Origin of the sequence: Streptomyces sp. NPDC001381, assembly GCF_042895685.1 — a bacterium.
Classification (GTDB): Bacteria; Actinomycetota; Actinomycetes; order Streptomycetales; family Streptomycetaceae; genus Streptomyces.
On the sequence record NZ_JBIAWO010000009.1, the window covers coordinates 22,678 to 39,255 of the forward strand.

At 71.9% G+C, this 16,578-nt stretch carries 15 protein-coding genes; 9 read left to right on the forward strand and 6 right to left on the reverse strand.

Annotated elements, in window-relative coordinates; translation table 11 throughout:
* Window positions 1–88: 88 nt before the first annotated feature.
* From pheS to ACFY2L_RS30780, 4 genes are all read left to right on the forward strand, one after another.
* Window positions 89–1,210, forward strand: a complete 1,122-nt coding sequence (gene pheS, locus ACFY2L_RS30765; protein WP_390660823.1) for a phenylalanine--tRNA ligase subunit alpha — start codon at window positions 89–91, stop codon at window positions 1,208–1,210.
* On the forward strand, window positions 1,210–3,723 hold the full coding sequence (pheT, locus tag ACFY2L_RS30770) for a phenylalanine--tRNA ligase subunit beta (protein WP_390824014.1): 2,514 nt from the start codon (window positions 1,210–1,212) through the stop codon (window positions 3,721–3,723). Before pheS ends, pheT begins: the two co-directional genes overlap by 1 nt.
* A gap of 277 nt (window positions 3,724–4,000) precedes the next feature.
* Window positions 4,001–5,341, forward strand: coding sequence for a transcriptional regulator (locus ACFY2L_RS30775; RefSeq protein ID WP_390824015.1), 1,341 nt, complete (start codon window positions 4,001–4,003; stop codon window positions 5,339–5,341).
* A 110-nt stretch (window positions 5,342–5,451) separates the two neighbouring features.
* Entirely contained in the window at window positions 5,452–5,979 is a 528-nt protein-coding gene (locus ACFY2L_RS30780) for an NUDIX hydrolase (RefSeq protein WP_390660826.1), read from the forward strand.
* A gap of 30 nt (window positions 5,980–6,009) precedes the next feature.
* On the opposite strand, the gene ACFY2L_RS30785 is transcribed toward ACFY2L_RS30780, so the two are convergent.
* Complete coding sequence (locus ACFY2L_RS30785) at window positions 6,010–6,267, reverse strand: hypothetical protein (RefSeq protein WP_390660827.1); 258 nt, start codon at window positions 6,265–6,267, stop codon at window positions 6,010–6,012.
* A gap of 192 nt (window positions 6,268–6,459) precedes the next feature.
* On the reverse strand, window positions 6,460–7,317 hold the full coding sequence (locus ACFY2L_RS30790; RefSeq protein ID WP_390660828.1) for a 3-hydroxybutyryl-CoA dehydrogenase: 858 nt from the start codon (window positions 7,315–7,317) through the stop codon (window positions 6,460–6,462).
* Between the two features lie 185 nt (window positions 7,318–7,502).
* Between ACFY2L_RS30790 and ACFY2L_RS30795 the strand changes: the two genes are divergently transcribed.
* Window positions 7,503–8,819, forward strand: a complete 1,317-nt coding sequence (locus tag ACFY2L_RS30795; protein WP_390824016.1) for a glycoside hydrolase family 10 protein — start codon at window positions 7,503–7,505, stop codon at window positions 8,817–8,819.
* Here ACFY2L_RS30795 and ACFY2L_RS30800 read toward each other — a convergent pair whose 3' ends face one another.
* Together ACFY2L_RS30800 and ACFY2L_RS30805 are read right to left on the reverse strand one after the other, a co-directional pair.
* Entirely contained in the window at window positions 8,820–9,023 is a 204-nt protein-coding gene (locus tag ACFY2L_RS30800; protein ID WP_390660830.1) for a DUF1918 domain-containing protein, read from the reverse strand.
* 62 nt (window positions 9,024–9,085) lie between these two features.
* Window positions 9,086–10,000: a DMT family transporter gene (locus ACFY2L_RS30805; protein WP_390824017.1), complete on the reverse strand. Its 915-nt coding sequence runs from the start codon at window positions 9,998–10,000 to the stop codon at window positions 9,086–9,088.
* Here ACFY2L_RS30805 and ACFY2L_RS30810 point away from each other — a divergent pair.
* The 3 genes from ACFY2L_RS30810 (at window position 9,999) to ACFY2L_RS30820 (ending at window position 12,674) form a co-directional block, all read left to right on the forward strand.
* Window positions 9,999–11,480, forward strand: a complete 1,482-nt coding sequence (locus ACFY2L_RS30810) for a PLP-dependent aminotransferase family protein (RefSeq protein ID WP_390824018.1) — start codon at window positions 9,999–10,001, stop codon at window positions 11,478–11,480. The genes ACFY2L_RS30805 and ACFY2L_RS30810 overlap by 2 nt on opposite strands.
* Before the next feature lie 28 nt (window positions 11,481–11,508).
* The gene (locus ACFY2L_RS30815; protein ID WP_390824019.1) at window positions 11,509–11,961 is read left to right on the forward strand and encodes a GNAT family N-acetyltransferase; all 453 of its coding nucleotides are present in this window, start codon (window positions 11,509–11,511) and stop codon (window positions 11,959–11,961) included.
* A gap of 119 nt (window positions 11,962–12,080) precedes the next feature.
* A complete protein-coding gene (locus ACFY2L_RS30820) occupies window positions 12,081–12,674 on the forward strand; it encodes a histidine phosphatase family protein (RefSeq protein WP_390660834.1) in 594 nt (197 codons plus the stop codon).
* On the opposite strand, the gene ACFY2L_RS30825 is transcribed toward ACFY2L_RS30820, so the two are convergent.
* A complete protein-coding gene (locus tag ACFY2L_RS30825) occupies window positions 12,656–13,102 on the reverse strand; it encodes a DUF6314 family protein (protein ID WP_390824088.1) in 447 nt (148 codons plus the stop codon). The genes ACFY2L_RS30820 and ACFY2L_RS30825 overlap by 19 nt on opposite strands.
* A 185-nt stretch (window positions 13,103–13,287) precedes the next feature.
* Here ACFY2L_RS30825 and ACFY2L_RS30830 point away from each other — a divergent pair, with 185 nt between their 5' ends.
* Window positions 13,288–15,774 carry an alpha-L-arabinofuranosidase C-terminal domain-containing protein gene (locus tag ACFY2L_RS30830; protein WP_390824020.1) on the forward strand — a complete coding sequence of 829 codons (2,487 nt, stop codon included), beginning with the start codon at window positions 13,288–13,290 and terminating at the stop codon, window positions 15,772–15,774.
* 39 nt (window positions 15,775–15,813) lie between these two features.
* Here ACFY2L_RS30830 and ACFY2L_RS30835 read toward each other — a convergent pair whose 3' ends face one another.
* Window positions 15,814–16,479, reverse strand: a complete 666-nt coding sequence (locus ACFY2L_RS30835; protein ID WP_390824021.1) for a hypothetical protein — start codon at window positions 16,477–16,479, stop codon at window positions 15,814–15,816.
* Window positions 16,480–16,578: the final 99 nt, after the last annotated feature.

Sequence of the window (16,578 nt, forward strand, 5' to 3'; positions counted from 1 at the left end):
TGGCACCTTTGTGTCCCAAAAACCGTGACGATCTGTCCACGAGTCGGTGACGGGGACGTCAGCCAGCCAATCGGAAGCACGGGAAGAGATGTCGGCACCCAATAAGTCGTACGACCCTGTCGAGGTCGAGGCGTTGAAACCGGATGAGATCGAGCGCATGCGGGACGAGGCGCTCGCCGCCTTCGCCGCCGCGGACTCCCTCGACGCGCTCCAGGAGGCCAAGGTCGCCCACACCGGCGGCACCTCCCCGCTGGCGCTCGCCAACCGCGAGATCGGCGCCCTGCCCCCGCACGCGAAGGCCGAGGCCGGCAAGCGCGTCGGCCAGGCCCGCGGCGCCGTGAACAAGGCGCTCGCGGCCCGCCAGACGGAGCTGGAGGCCGAGCGGGACGCCCGGGTGCTGGTCGAGGAGGCGGTGGACGTCACTCTGCCGTACGACCGCGTCCCGGCCGGCGCCCGCCACCCGCTCACCACGCTCTCGGAGCGCATCGAGGACGTCTTCGTGGCCATGGGCTACGAGGTCGCCGAGGGCCCCCAGGTCGAGGCCGAGTGGTTCAACTTCGACGCCCTCAACATCGGCCCGGACCACCCGGCCCGCGGCGAGGCCGACACCTTCTTCGTGCAGGGCCCCGAGGGCGGCACCGAGTCCGGTGTCGTGCTGCGCACCCACACCTCGCCCGTGCAGATCCGCTCCCTGCTCGACCGCGAGCTGCCGGTCTACGTGATCTGCCCCGGTGTCGTCTACCGCACCGACGAGCTGGACGCCACGCACACCCCGGTCTTCCGCCAGGTCGAGCTGCTGGCCGTCGACGAGGGCCTCACCATGGCCGACCTCAAGGGCACGATGGACCACATGGTCCAGGCCCTGTTCGGCGAGGGCATGAAGACCCGGCTGCGGCCGAACTTCTTCCCCTTCACCGAGCCGTCCGCCGAGATGGACATGGTGTGCTACGTCTGCCGCGGCGAGTCCGTCGGCAACCCCGACCGCCCCTGCCGCACCTGCTCCAGCGAGGGCTGGATCGAGCTGGGCGGCTGCGGCATGGTCAACCCCAAGGTGCTGACCGCCTGCGGCGTCGACCCGGAGAAGTACAGCGGGTTCGCCTTCGGGTTCGGCATCGAGCGGATGCTGATGTTCCGCCACAACGTCGAAGACATGCGAGACATGGTCGAGGGTGACGTCCGGTTCACTCGGCCCTTCGGGATGGAGATCTGATGCGGGTCCCGCTTTCCTGGCTGCGGGAGTACGTCGACCTGCCGGCGACCGAAACCGGCCGTGACGTCCAGGCCAAGCTCGTCTCGGCCGGCCTCGAGGTCGAGACCGTCGAGCACCTCGGAGCCGACCTCAAGGGCCCCCTCGTCGTGGGTCAGGTGCTGACCATCGAGGAGCTGGAGGGCTTCAAGAAGCCGATCCGCTTCTGCACCGTCGACGTCGGCACCGCCAACGGCACCGGCGAGCCGCAGGAGATCGTCTGCGGCGCCCGCAACTTCGCCGTCGGCGACAAGGTCGTCGTCGTGCTCCCGGGCGCCGTCCTCCCCGGCGGTTTCGCGATCGCCGCGCGCAAGACGTACGGCAAGACCTCCCACGGCATGATCTGCTCCAGCGACGAGCTGGGCATGGGCGACGACGGCACCAAGGGCATCATCGTGCTGCCGCCGGAGACCGAGGTCGGCAAGGACGCCATCGAGCTCCTGGAGCTGGTCGACGAGGTCCTGGACATCGCCGTCACCGCCAACCGCGGCGACTGCCTGTCCATCCGCGGCGTCGCCCGTGAGGCCGCCATCGCCTACGGTCTGCCGCTGCGCGACCCCGCCCTGATCGACGTACCGGCGCCGAACGCCTTCGGTTACCCGGTGCAGGTCTCCGACCCGTTCGGCTGCGACCGCTTCACCGCCCGCACCGTCACCGGTCTGAGCCCCGAGGCGCGCTCCCCGATCTGGCTGAAGCGCCGGCTGCAGAAGGTCGGCATGCGCCCGATCTCGCTCGCCGTCGACATCACCAACTACGTGATGATGGAGCTCGGCCAGCCGCTGCACGCCTACGACCGCGGGCTGGTCCAGGGCACCATCGGCGTCCGCCGGGCCGGCGAGGGCGAGCAGATCGTCACCCTCGACGGTGTCACCCGGAAGCTGCACGCCGAGGACCTCGTCATCACCGACGACCGCGGCCCGATCGGCCTCGCCGGAGTCATGGGCGGCGCCGACACCGAGATCGCCGACCACGACGACGTGGACAACTCCACGGTGGACGTCGTCATCGAGGCCGCCCACTTCGACGCGGTGTCGATCGCGCGGACGGCCCGCCGGCACAAGCTGTCCTCCGAGGCCTCCCGCCGCTTCGAGCGCGGCGTCGACCCGGCCGCCGCCGCGGCCGCCGCCCAGCGCACGGTCGACCTGCTGGTCCTCCTCGCGGGCGGTACCGCCGACGCGGGCGTCACGGAGATCACCGCCCCGTCCGCCCCGCACACCGTCACCGTCCCGGCCGACCACCCCGACAAGGTCGCGGGTGTCGTCTACGGCCGGGAGACCGTGGTGCGCCGCCTCCAGGAGATCGGCTGCGACGTGTACGGGCAGGACGAGCTGATCGTCACCGTCCCGTCCTGGCGGCCCGACCTCACCGAGATCAACGACCTGGCGGAGGAGGTCATCCGCCTGGAGGGCTACGAGAACCTGCCCTCCACGCTGCCCAAGCCCCCGTCGGGCCGCGGTCTCACCCACCGCCAGCGCCTCCACCGCCGCGTCGGCCGTGCCCTGGCCGGGGCCGGCTACGTCGAGGCGCCGAACTACCCGTTCGTCAGCGAGCAGGTCTTCGACCAGCTCGGCCTGGAGGCCGACGACCCGGCGCGCCGTGTCGTCAAGCTCACCAACCCGCTCAACGACGAGGAGCCCGCGCTCCGCACGTCGCTGCTGCCGGGGCTGCTGGGCGCGCTGCGGCGCAACGACGGGCGGGGCTCGCACGACCTCGCGCTGTTCGAGACCGGGCTGGTCTTCCACCCCCGCGAGGAGCAGGGCGTCGCCGGTCACCTCCCGGTCGACCGCCGTCCGACCGACGAGGAGCTCGCGGCGCTCGACGCCGTGCTCCCCGAGCAGCCGCGCCATGTCGCCGCCGTCCTCGCGGGCGCCCGCGAGCAGGCCGGCTGGTGGGGCAAGGGCCGCCCGGCCGACTGGGCCGACGCGGTCGAGGCGGCCCGGGCCGTGGCCCGTGAGGCCGGTGCGGAGCTGGTCGTCCGCCAGGGCCAGTACGGCCCGTGGCACCCGGGCCGGTGCGCCGAGCTCGTAGTCGTCGCGGACGGTGCCGAGCGGGTCGTCGGCCATGCCGGCGAGCTGCACCCGCGGGTGGTGAAGGCGCTCGGTCTGCCGGCCCGCACCTCCGCGATGGAGCTGAACCTCGACGTGCTGGAGGCGGTCGGCGACGACACCCCGCAGGCGCCGGGCATCTCCACGTTCCCCGTCGCCACGCAGGACGTCGCCCTCGTCGTCGACAAGTTCGTCCCGCACGCCGAGGTCGAGGCCGCGCTGCGGGAGGGGGCCGGGGAACTGCTGGAGGGCATCCGGCTGTTCGACGTGTACGTCAACGACGACCAGCTCGGCGACGGGAAGAAGTCGCTGGCGTACGCCCTGCGCTTCCGCGCCGGGGACCGGACGCTGACCGTCGACGAGGCGTCGGCGGCCCGGGACGCCGCGGTCGCCCTCGCGGGCGAGCGGACGGGAGCGGTCCTCAGGGGCTGACGAACCACTCCGGCGGCGACCGCCGGACCGGCGTCGGACCGGCCCTTCGGGGCCGGTCCGACGCGCGTCGCGGTGCCTGGGAGGGAGTCAAACGCCGGACCGTCGCTTTATGAGGGGGAGCCGACGGCCCGGCGAACCTCTTGCGAGGCATTTCAGTCAAGCGGGCGGAAACCGTCAGCGACAGCGCGCGCACAGGGCGGATACGCGCACTCCGTTCACACCCCGTGTGAAGACGGACCCACTACGCTTGCGGCACCGAGGCACCGGGGGGCACCCAATGCAGCCCAACACTCTGCTCGACGCGATCCTGGACGAGGCGGGCATCTCGCACGCGGGCCTCGCCGCCCATGTGAACCAGGCCGGGCGGGCGCGCGGACTCGCGTTGCGGTACGAGCACACGGCGGTCGCCCGGTGGCTGAAGGGACAGCGCCCGCGCGGCCAGGTGCCCGACCTGATCTGCGAGGTCCTCGCCGGGCGCCTGCACCGGCCGGTCACCCTCGACGACATCGGCCTCGGCGTCCCGGGGGAGCCGTCCAGCCCGCACGGCGGCTCGCTCTCCGGCTTCGTCGAGCGGGCCACCGCCCTGTGGCGCTCCGACGAACAGCAGCGTCCGCACATCCTCGGCGCGCCCGCGGTGACCGGCACCCCGGCCGTGATGCCCGTATGGGAGTGGGAGAACCCGCCCGAGGACGTCGACGTCTCCCGGGGCGGCCGGCATCGCGTCACGTCCGCCGACATCGCCATGCTGCGTGCCGCCCGCACCCACTACGAGCAGATGTACCGCAAGGCGGGCGGCATCGCGACCCGCAGCCGTATCGTCGGCTTCCTCAACACCGAGGCGGCGCCCCTGCTGCGGGGCAGCTACACCGATGAGACGGGACGTCAACTGCACCGCTCCACAGGGGGGTTGGTGGCGGTCGCGGGCATCTGCGCATACGACTCCGACGCGCACGGACTCGCCCAGCGCTACTTCCACCAGGCACTCAGACTCGCGAAGGCCAGCGGGGACCGGGGACTTGGCGCGTACGTCATCGCGCTCCTCGTCAACCAGTCGCTGTTCATGCGGGAGTACCGGCAGGCCGTGGCCTTCGCGGAGGCCGCGCTGCGCGCCGCGGGCAAGCACATCACCCCCGCCCTCGCCTCCGACCTGTACGCGATGCAGGCCAAGGCGTACGCCCACCTCGGCGACGGCACGAGCGCCCTGTCGTGCATCCGGCGGGCGGAGACGGCAGCCGAACACATCCGGCGGGGGCACGAGCCGGACGAGACCGGCTATGTACAGCCGGGTCTGGTCAACGTCCAGGTGGCGGAGGCGCTGCTCAGCCTCGGGGAGATCGCCGCGGCCGCCGAACACGCCCATGCCGCCGTCGGCACTCCGGCGCACGACCGGGGCCGGGTGCACCGGCTCGCCATGCTCAGCACGATCGAACTGCGCCAGGGCCACGCCGACAAGGCGGTGGTCACCGCCGTGCAGATGGCCGAGCAGGCCAGGGGAATGGAGTCCCAGCGGCTGCGCGACAGACTCCGGGCGGTGCGCGAACACCTGGTGCGCAGCGGCTGCGCGGGCACCGCCGAGGCCGCCGAACTCATCGACGGAGCACTGCGCGTACCGCTGTAGACAGGTCGTGCGGACCGCCTTCCGAGGGCTCCGCGAGGGGAACACGAACACCGGCGTCCCACCGTCCCTGCTGCGATATTGCCACTCACCCGACGGAAGGTGGCAGAACCGTGCAGTGGACGAAACAGAACGAACAAACTGTGTATGAAAATCGCTGGTTCAGCGTCAACCTGGCCGATGTGGAACTGCCGGACGGCCGGCACCTGGACCACTTCCTGATACGGCTGCGCCCGGTCGCCGTGGCCACGGTGGTCAACGAGGCGAACGAGGTCCTGCTCCTGTGGCGCCACCGCTTCATCACCGACAGCTGGGGCTGGGAGCTCGCGGCGGGCGTCGTCGAGGACGGTGAGGACATCGCCCACGCGGCCGCCCGCGAACTCGAGGAGGAGACCGGCTGGCGACCGGGGCCCCTGCACCACCTGATGAGCGTGGAACCGTCCAACGGCCTCACCGACGCCGTCCACCACATCTACTGGTCGGACCGCGGCGAGTACGTGGGACACCCGGTGGACGACTTCGAGTCGGACCGCCGGGAGTGGGTCCCCCTCAAGCTCGTACCCGACATGGTCGCCCGGGGGGAGGTCCCGGCCGCCAACATGGCGGCCGCGTTACTGCTGTTGCATCACCTCAGGCCTTAGGTCCTGTCGTCACGATGTGACGACAGGCCCCTAGCGGGCCAGCGCCTGCCAGACCGTCACGACCAGCGCTCCCAGGGCCGTGAGTGCCGCGAGCGAGGGCAGCGGCCAGCGCGCGTGCTCCAGCGAGATCATGCGGGTGTTGAGCTCGTCCAGTTCCTTCGCGGTCTCCTCGGTGCGATGACTGAGCAGGGCCAGTCCTCCCTCGACGCGGGCGTACGCCACATCGAGGCGACGGCGTAACTCAGCGAGTTCACCATGGACCACGGGATGCTCCGGATCGGCGGTCACGGGTCCACTCCTTTCCGTAGTCGAACGTGGTGGTACCGCATCCCTTGCATGCGCATGATGAGTCAACCCGCCGGGTGGACCGGAGGGGAGCGTGTGCGTGCGGCATATGCGGGCCCGGTGCGCACACGGTGTGTGAAACGGCCGGGCCCGGCACTCCGCGGAGTGCCGGGCCCGGCCGATCACGGCGGGTGCTCAGTACGTGTAGAACCCCGAGCCGGTCTTACGGCCCAGCCGGCCCGCGTCCACCATGCGCTGGAGCAGCGGGGGAGCGGCGTACAGCGGCTCCTTGTACTCGTCGTACATGCTCTGCGCCACCGAGGCGACCGTGTCCAGGCCGATCAGGTCGGACAGCTTCAGCGGGCCCATCGGGTGGGCGCAGCCCATCTCCATGCCGTTGTCGATGTCCTCGCGGCTGGCGATGCCCGTCTCGAACATCCGGATCGCGGAGAGCAGGTACGGGATCAGCAGCGCGTTGACGACGAAGCCGGAGCGGTCCTGGGCCCGGATCGCGTGCTTGCCCAGCACCTTCTCGGCGAACAGCTGCGCACGGCTCAGCGTGCCCTCGGAGGTGGTCAGCGCCGGGATCAGCTCGACCAGCTTCTGCACGGGGGCCGGGTTGAAGAAGTGGATGCCGACCACCTGGTCGGGCCGTGCGGTGGCGACCGCCAGCTTCACCAGCGGGATGGAGGAGGTGTTGGAGGCCAGGATCGCGTCCGGGCGGGTCACCACCTGGTCGAGAACCTGGAAGATCTCGGTCTTGACCTGCTCGTTCTCGACGACGGCCTCGACGACGAGGTCGCGGTCGGCGAACTCGCCGAGGTCCGTGGTGAAGCTGAGGCGCGCCTGCGTCTCGTCCCGCTCCGCCTCGCTGATCTTGCCGCGCTCGGCGGCCTTGGCCAGGGAGTTGAACAGCCGGGTCCGGCCGATCTCCAGGGCCTCGCCGGTGGTCTCGGCGACCTTGACGTCAAGTCCGGCGCGGGCGCAGACCTCGGCGATGCCCGCCCCCATCTGGCCGCAGCCCACCACTCCCACGCGTTCGATGTCGGTCACATCGTCCCTTTCGCTGCGCTGACACTGACGACGACTGTGACAGGTCTGCCGGGTCCCGGTCGGCCTGCTCCGATCGTGCACGTTACTAGCAAGTATCGATGATCGATCACCGGGGTGGGTGCATGCTGTGCGCGGAGACGATCCGTGACCGAGCGGATCCGCAGAGTGATGTGGGGATGGGTGCGATGGGGCGACTGACCCGGCGGGCGTTCGCGCTGGCGGCGCTGTCTGCGTTCACCACGACGGGCGCGGCGGCCGCTCTGGCTCCGCCGAGAGCGGGAGCTGGAGCAGGAGAGGCCGGAGAGGCCGGAAAGGCAGGAGGGACCCGAGAGGCGGAGGAGGCGGGAGGGGCAGGCGGAGCGGGAGAAGGCCGCGCGAAGAGCGAGATGCGCGGCATGTGGCTGGCGACGGTCGCCAACCGCGACTGGCCGTCCAAGCCGGGGCTGACGGCCGCTCAGCAGCGCAAGGAGCTGATCGCCTGGCTCGACGTGGCGGTCCGCGACCGGCTGAACGCGGTGTTCTTCCAGGTGCGGCCCACCGCCGACGCGCTGTGGCCGTCCGCGTACGAGCCCTGGTCGCAGGTCCTCACCGGCACCCAGGGGAAGTCGCCGGGCTGGGACCCGCTCGGCACGGCCGTCGCCGAGGCGCACGCCCGCGGCCTTCAGCTGCACGCCTGGTTCAACCCCTACCGCGTCGCCACGCACGCCGACCGCTCCCGGCTGGTCGCCTCGCACCCCGCCCGCCGGCACCCGGACTGGGTGGTGGAGCACGGCGGGCGGCTGTACTACAACCCGGGGCTGCCGAAGGTCCGTGCCTTCGTCCAGGACGCGATGATGGACGCGGTGAAGAAGTACCCGGTCGACGCCGTGCACTTCGACGACTACTTCTATCCCTATCCGGTCGCGGGCCAGCGGTTCGACGACGACGCCGCGTACAAGGCGCACGGCGGCGGTTTCGCCACCCGGGCCGCCTGGCGCCGCGCCAACGTCGACAAGCTGGTGCAGGAGACGGCCGCCCGCATCAAGGCCGTACGGCCGGGCACCCAGTTCGGGATCAGCCCGTTCGGCGTGTGGCGCAACGCCTCCACCGACTCGCGCGGATCGGACACCCGGGCGTTCCAGTCGTACGACGAGATCCACGCGGACAGCCGCAAGTGGGTGCGCGAGGGCTGGATCGACTACGTCGTCCCGCAGCTGTACTGGGAGATCGGCAACTCCGCCGCCGACTACGCCAAGCTCGTGGCCTGGTGGGCGGCCGTGGCCAAGGGCAGCCGTACACGGCTCTACCTGGGCGAGGGCCTCTACAAGGCGGGCGCCCCGGGGCAGCCGAGGGCCTGGGCCGACAAGGCCGAGCTGACCAGGCACCTCACCCTCGCCAAGAAGCGCCCGGAGGTACGCGGCCACGTCTTCTTCGCCGCCGGGGACGTGCGCAAGGACCGGATCGGGGCGATGGCACGGGTGGTCGCCGACCACTACGGGCAGCCGGCGAAGCCCCCGCGCTGACTAACGCTGTTCCTCGGTCCTGGTCCTGTGACGGATCTCGGTGTCGGGGCCGGGGGAGCACAGCCCCTCGTGGCCGTCCTGGAAGCGGACCCGGAACGGCGGGTTGCCGTCCTGGCCCAGTACTTCGACGATCTCGCCGATCTTGTCGTGTTGGCCGACCACCCTGCCGTGCTGGACAAACTGGTCGCCCGCGGTTGCACGCATCTGCGGGGCCTCCTCGCCTGTTGGGAGAGAGCAGTGGTCCGTCTTGTCGATCTCAGCCGTGTTCAGCCGCGCGCCCGCTGCGTGACGGCGATGCAGACCAGCACGGCCGTGGCCGTCAGCGGAGCGGCGGGCGTGAGGTGCTCGCCCAGCAGCAGCACCGACCACACCAGTGTGAGCAGGGGCTGGGCCAACTGCAACTGGCTGGCCTTGGGGATGCCGATGGCGGCCATCCCCCGGTACCAGACGACCAGGCCGAGGAACTGCGAGCCCGCCGCGACCCACAGCAGCCCGGCCACGCTGTGCGCGGTCAGGTGGACGGGTTCGTAGGTGACGGCGAGGGCGGCGGCGGGCACGCCGATCGGCAGGCAGAGCACCAGCGCCCAGCCGATCACCTGCCAGCCCGGCATGACCCGGGCCAGCCGGCCGCCCTCGGTGTAGCCGGCCGCGCACACCAGCAGCGCCGCGAACAGGTAGAGATCGGCGGTGGTCAGGGCCCCGCCGCTCTGCTGCACGGTGAACGCCACCACCGCCGCGGCCCCCGCCAGCGCCGCCGTCCAGAAGGTGCGCGAGGGGCGGGTGCCGACGCGCAGGGCGGACAGCAGCGCGGTGGTCAGCGGCAGCAGACCCACCACGACGGCGGCGTGCGCGGTGGTCGACGTCCGCAGCGCCAGGGTCGTCAGGAGGGGGAAGCCCACCACCACCCCGGCGGCCACGACCGCGAGGCCCGCCCAGTGCCGCCGGACGGGCACCGGAACCCGCAGGGCGAGCAGCGCCCCGCCCGCGATCAGCGCGGCCAGCACGCTGCGCACGGCGACCAGCGACCAGGGGCCGAAGCCCTCCAGACCCCAGGCGGTGGCGGGGAAGGTGAGCGAGAAGGCGACGACCCCGAGGGCGGCCTGGAGGGTGCCGAGGCCCTGGGGTGGCGGGGTGCTGACTGCTATCGGCGCCGGGGCGATAGCGCTACTCTGTGTCCTCATGCACGAGCGTAGCAGTGTGGCTGAACTGACGGATCAACTGCGACGGGAGCTGGACCGCTACTCTCCCGGTGGAAAGCTCCCGTCGAGCCGGGCGCTGGTCGAACGGTTCCGGGTGAGCCCGGTGACCGTCTCGCGGGCGCTGGCCCACCTGGCCGCCGAGGGGCTGGTGGTCACCCGGCCCGGCGCGGGCGCGTTCCGGGCCCGGCCGCGCCCCGCGGTCCCGGCGGCGGGGGACACCTCCTGGCAGGAGGTCGCCCTCAGTGCGGACGGCGCCGCCGACCTCGTCCCGCGTTCGGTGGACGCCTCCGGCGTCACGGTCTCGCTGGCCGCCCCGCCGCCCGGCGTGATCGAGTTCAACGGCGGCTATCTGCACCCCTCGCTGCAACCCGAGCGCGCGATGTCCGCGGCCCTGGCCCGGGCGGGGCGGCGGCCCGGAGCATGGGGCCGGCCGCCGATGGAGGGACTGCCGGAACTGCGCGAGTGGTTCGCGCGCACCATCGGCGGCGCCGTGACCGCGGCCGAGGTGCTGATCAGCGCGGGCGGCCAGGCGGCGCTGACCACCGCCCTGCGCGCCCTCGCCCCGCCCGGCGCGCCGGTGCTGGTCGAGTCACCGACGTACCCCGGCATGCTCGCGATCGCCCGCTCGGCCGGTCTGCGCCCGGTACCGGTCCCGGTCGACCCCGACGGCGTGAAGCCGGAACTGCTCGCCGACGCCTTCCGGGCCACCGGCGCCCGTGTGTTCGTCTGCCAGCCGCTGTTCCAGAACCCGACCGGCGCCGTCCTCGCCCCCGGCCGGCGCGGTGAGGTGCTGCGCATCGCGCGGGAGGCGGGCGCCTTCGTCGTGGAGGACGACTTCGTCCGGCGGCTCGCGCACGAGGACTCCGGGCCGCTGCCGCGTCCCCTCGTCGCCGACGACCCCGACGGGGTCGTCGTCCACGTCGGCTCGCTCACCAAGGCGACCTCGCCCAGCTTCCGGGTCAGTGCCCTGGCCGCCCGCGGGCCCGTGCTGGAACGGCTGCGCGCCATCCAGGTCGTCGACACCTTCTTCGTGCCCCGCCCGCTGCAGGAGGCGGCCCTGGAACTCGTCGGCTCGCCCGCCTGGCCGCGCCATCTGCGGTCCGTGGCGGCCGAGCTGAGGGCCCGGAGGGACGCGATGACCTCCGCGCTGCGGCTGCGCCTGCCCGAACTCGCCCTCCCGCACGTCCCGTCCGGCGGCTACCACCTGTGGGTGCGGCTGCCCGACGGCATCGAGGGCACCTCCCGGGCCTTCGGCTCCGGGGGAGAGGCCGCCTTCACGGCCGCCGCCCTGCGGGCCGGCGTCGCGCTCACCCCCGGCCGCCCCTACTTCAGCGCCGAACCCCCGGCCGCCCATGTCCGGCTGAGCTTCGCCGCCGTGGCGGGGACCGAGGAGATCGCGGAAGGGCTGCGCCGGCTGCGGGTGGCCTGCGACGAGGTGCTGCCGGGAAATCGTTCGACATGATCCGCGCCCTGCTGTGAGGATCCGGGCCATGAGCGACAGCACGATCCTCGCCGAGGGCTACGAGATCTCCACCGACGCCGGCCGCCTCGACATCGAGCGCGTGCACCGCTGGCTGTCCACCGACGCGTACTGGGCGATCGGGCGCGCACGGGACAAGCAGGAGCAGGCCGTCGCCGGGTCGCTCAACTTCGGGGTGTACGACTCCGCCTCGGGGGAGCAGGTCGCCTACGCGCGCGTGGTGACGGACCTCGCGACCTTCGCCTGGCTGTGCGACGTGTACGTGGACCCCGCGGTGCGCGGGAAGGGCCTCGGGACGGCGCTGGTCGTGGCCGTACGCGAGCATCTGCTGCCCCACGGGCTGCGCAGGATCCTGCTCGCCACGCACGACGCGCACGGCGTGTACGCGAAGGCCGGCTTCGAGGCACTGGAGAAGCCGGACCGGTGGATGGCCCTGATCTTCGAGAAGCTCGGCGCGACGTGAGCGGCACGCTCGTTTTGGAGTGAGTTGTCCTGGCCGGTCCTGACCCGTCGGTAAGTTTTCTTCCGGTCGGCCGCCCACCGCCTCTTGACCTGCGCACTTGTGCGGCTCACCATCACCGCATGCCACTTCGGGTCACGTTCGTCGCCGCCGCGCGCAGCTCACCGCTGCTCGCGGAGCGCTTCGAGGACGACCGGCCGCTGGACCAGGCCGGCTGGGACGAGGTGCAGCGCGTGGCCGCGGACCTCGTGCCGCTCGCGGCCGCCGAGCTGCGCTACTGCTCGCCCACCCCGCGCAGCCGTGCCACCGGGGACGCGCTCGGATACGCCCCGCTCGTGCAGCTCGCCCTGCGGGACTGCGACATGGGCCGCTGGCGCGGCTTCACCCTCGGTGAGGCGATGGCGCGGGAGCCGGAGGCCGTGGACGCCTGGCTGGCCGACCCGCGGGCCACTCCGCACGGCGGCGAGTCGCTGCTGGAGTTCATCTCCCGGGTGGGCGGCTGGCTCGACACCCGGCCGATCGCGGACGGCGACCGGATCGTCGCCGTGGCCGAGCCCAGCGTGATCCGCGCGGCCCTCGTGTACGCGCTGAAGGCGCCGCCGTCGACGTACTGGAACATCGATGTCCGGCCGCTGTCGACGACCACCGTCACCGGCCGCGGCGGGCGCTGGAACCTCCGGCTCGAGGGAGCGCCGACTCAGCCCACGCGCGTGTAGTCGGTGGTCAGCAGCAGGTCCTTGGCGGGGCCGCCCACGCGCCACACCGTGCGCCAGTGGTCCGCGTCCCGGACGGTGAACTCGCCTCGGTAGAGGTCGGCGGAGCAGGGGTGGCCGGCCGTGTGCCGGCCCTCGGTGAGGTCCAGGTCGTGGAAGGGGCGGCCGTCGGCGAAGCGGACGTCCGCCGTCCCGGGCGCCCGGCCCGGCAGGAAACGCAGGGTGCGCTCGGCGGGGCGGGAGACGCCCTGCCAGGTGAAGGTCCCGGACTCCTGATGCAGCAGACCCCCGCCGTCCAGCGGGCTGAACAGCGTGGTGCCGCGGAAGTGTCCCTCGCCCCCTCCGGCCAGGTCCCGCACCGTGCGCTCCACGCGCCAGCGCCCGGCGAGATGGGTGAGCACGTCCTCCACCGGCCACCACCCGCCCGGCATGGCCGGTCCTTCCGTCGGCGAGGGCACCAGAGCATCCACGCCCCCGACGATACGCGCCCGCCCCATTGACGCGCTCATGCCCCGTCCCTATCTTGCCGTTCGACGTGTTGACCACTGTTCCGTATTTCGAACACGTCGCACGAGCTGTGACAACTGCACACGACCCCAAGAGCCGCGGAGTGTCCATGCCACGCACCACCCGCAACCGTCTGAGACTCGGCCTCGGAGCAAGCGCTTTCCTGCTGGCCGCCGGTCTCGTCCCCGCCCCCGCCGGGGCCGCCGAGGCCACCGACTACGCCATCACCGTCGACCCCGCCGCCAAGGGCCCGAGGATCGACGACACGATGTACGGCGTCTTCTTCGAGGACATCAACCGGGCAGCCGACGGCGGTCTGTACGCCGAGCTCGTGCAGAACCGGTCCTTCGAGTACTCCACCGTCGACAACAAGGCGTACACCCCGCTGACCTCCTGGACGGTGTCCGGCACGGCGAACGTCGTGGACGACGAGGGCCGTCTGAACGACCGCAACCGCGCCTACCTCTCGCTGGGCGCCGGCTCGTCCGTCACCAACACCGGCTACAACACCGGTGTCCGGGTCGAGGAGGGCCGGATGTACGACTTCTCGGTGTGGGCCCGCGCCGGGAGCGGCACCACCCTGACGGTCTCCCTCCGGGACGCCGACGGCGCGCTCGCCACCGCCCGCCAGGTGGCCGTGGCCGCCGGCGGCTGGGCGAAGTACCAGACCTCCTTCACCGCCACCCGCACCAGCAGCGCGGGCCGGCTGGCCGTCGCCTCGTCCGCCGCGACCGCCCTCGACATGGTGTCCCTGTTCCCCCGGGACACCTACAAGCACGAGCCCAACGGCCTGCGCAAGGACCTCGCCGAGAAGATCGCCGCCCTGCACCCGGGCTTCGTGCGCTTCCCCGGCGGCTGCCTGGTCAACACCGGCTCCATGCAGGACTACAGCGAGGCCTCCGGCTGGCAGCGGGCCCGCTCCTACCAGTGGAAGGACACCGTCGGCCCGGTCGAGGAGCGCGCCACCAACTCCAACTTCTGGGGCTACAACCAGAGTTACGGGCTCGGCTACTACGAGTACTTCCGTTTCGCCGAGGACATCGGCGCGATGCCGCTGCCCGTCGTCCCGGCCCTGGTGACCGGCTGCGGCCAGAACAGGGCCGTCGTCGACGACGCGCTGCTCCAGCGGCACATCCAGGACACCCTCGACCTCATCGAGTTCGCCAACGGCCCGGTCACCTCCACCTGGGGCAGGAAGCGCGCGCAGATGGGCCACCCCGAGCCCTTCCACCTCACCCACGTCGAGGTCGGCAACGAGGAGAACCTCCCCGAGGAGTTCTTCGCCCGCTTCCAGCGGTTCCGCGCCGCGATCGAGGCGAAGTACCCGTACATGACGGTGATCTCCAACTCGGGCCCGGACGACTCGGGTTCCACCTTCGACACGGCCTGGCGGCTCAACCGGGACGCCGGCGTCGACATGGTCGACGAGCACTACTACAACAGCCCCCAGTGGTTCCTGCAGAACAACGACCGCTACGACTCCTACGACCGCGGCGGCCCGAAGGTCTTCCTCGGCGAGTACGCCTCCTGGGGCAACGCCTTCAAGAACGGCCTCGCCGAGGCCGCCTTCATGACCGGCCTGGAACGCAACGCGGACGTCGTCAAGCTCGCCTCCTACGCCCCGCTGTTCGCCAACGAGGACTACGTCCAGTGGAGCCCGGACCTGGTGTGGTTCAACAACCACGCCTCCTGGAACTCGGCCAACTACGAGGTCCAGAAACTGTTCATGACCAACGTCGGCGACCGCGTGGTGCCCTCGACGGCCACCGGGACCCCGTCCCTCCAGGGCCCCGTCACCGGCGCCGTGGGCCTGTCGACCTGGGCGACGACGGCGGCGTACGACGACGTGAAGGTGACGGACGCGGACGGCGTGACGCTCCTGACGGACGACTTCTCGGGCGACGCCTCGCAGTGGACGCACACCGGGGGCGGCAGCTGGTCCCTCCAGGACGGGCAGTACGTGCAGACCGACGTCGCCGCCGAGAACACCATGATCTCGGCCGGTGACGTGCGCTGGCACGACTACGACCTGCACGTGAAGGCCACCAAGAAGTCCGGCAAGGAGGGCTTCCTGGTCGCCTTCGGCGTCAAGGACACCGGCAACTACTACTGGTGGAACCTGGGCGGCTGGAACAACACCACCACCGCCGTCGAGCAGGCCGTGGACGGCGGCAAGTCCACACTGATCTCCAAGGCCGGGACCATCGAGACGGGCCGGGCCTACGACGTCGACATCAAGGTGCGGGGCCGCCAGGTCACGCTCTATCTGGACGGCCAGGAGTGGGGCGGCTTCACCGACGACAGGCCGGCCGAGCCGTTCCGCCAGGTCGTCACCAAGGACAGGAAGACCGGCGACCTGATCGTCAAGGTCGTCAACGCCCAGTCCGCCGACGCCCGCACGGCGATCGATCTGGGCGGCGCCAAGGTCGCGTCCAAGGCCCGCGTCACCACGCTGGCCGCCGCGCCGGACGCGGTCAACAAGGAGACGGAGACCGCGGTCGCCCCGGTGACGTCCACCTTCACCGGGGTCGCCGACAGGTTCACGTACACCTTCCCGGCGAACTCGATCACCTTCCTGAGGATCAGGCAGAGGTAGCGGGTGCCGACGGGCGTGGGCGGCCGACGCCCACGCCCGTCAGGCGTCCTTGCGCCGGAACCAGCCCCGCCTGGCCGGCGGCGCCGGGGGCGGCGGAGGCGGCGACTGCGGGGCCGGCCCGCCGAACGGGGGCAGCGCCTTGAAGCGTTCGTCGAAGGTCACCGTCGGCGTGATCCGCCCCAGCGCCGCGCGGACGAGCGTGAGCGGATGGCCGGGGAACCGCGCGTCCCACCGCTCCTCGTCACCCACGTGGTACGGCAGACCGCCGATCTGGTCCCCCACGTACGGGTGCGGCCGGAAATAGTCGGCCGGCCCCACCTGGGCCATGATCATCGCCTCCCGCATCCCGGTCGTCGCGCCTTCGGCGGCCTGCACCTTCACCACGGTGCTGCACCCTTCCCTCGGCACCGTCCAGGTGCCGAGGAACGCCTGCCCGGGCCGGCTGCCCAGCGGCATCTTCACCAGCTGGCGGACGGCCGGGACGCCGTCCACGGCACCGGGCACCGCCTCGATCAGCCCACCGCCCGCTCCGGCCGTGCCGTGGGCGAGCCCGGCCCGCAGCCGCTCCGGCTCGTCCAGCGGGGCCGGCAGGTCCGGCACCAGCGGGAAGAAGTGGACCGACAGGACGAGCCCCGCCTCATCGGTCCACACCCCCGGCTCACGTTCGGTGAAGCCGGTGAGGTCGAGGCCGGTTATCGGCGTCATGGCGATCACGGTGTTCCCCCTCTTGTCGTAGGCATGATCATCGGCCCGCCGATTCTGGCACCCGTGGAGCGGTGCATGGATGGATTGCATAAACGTGCA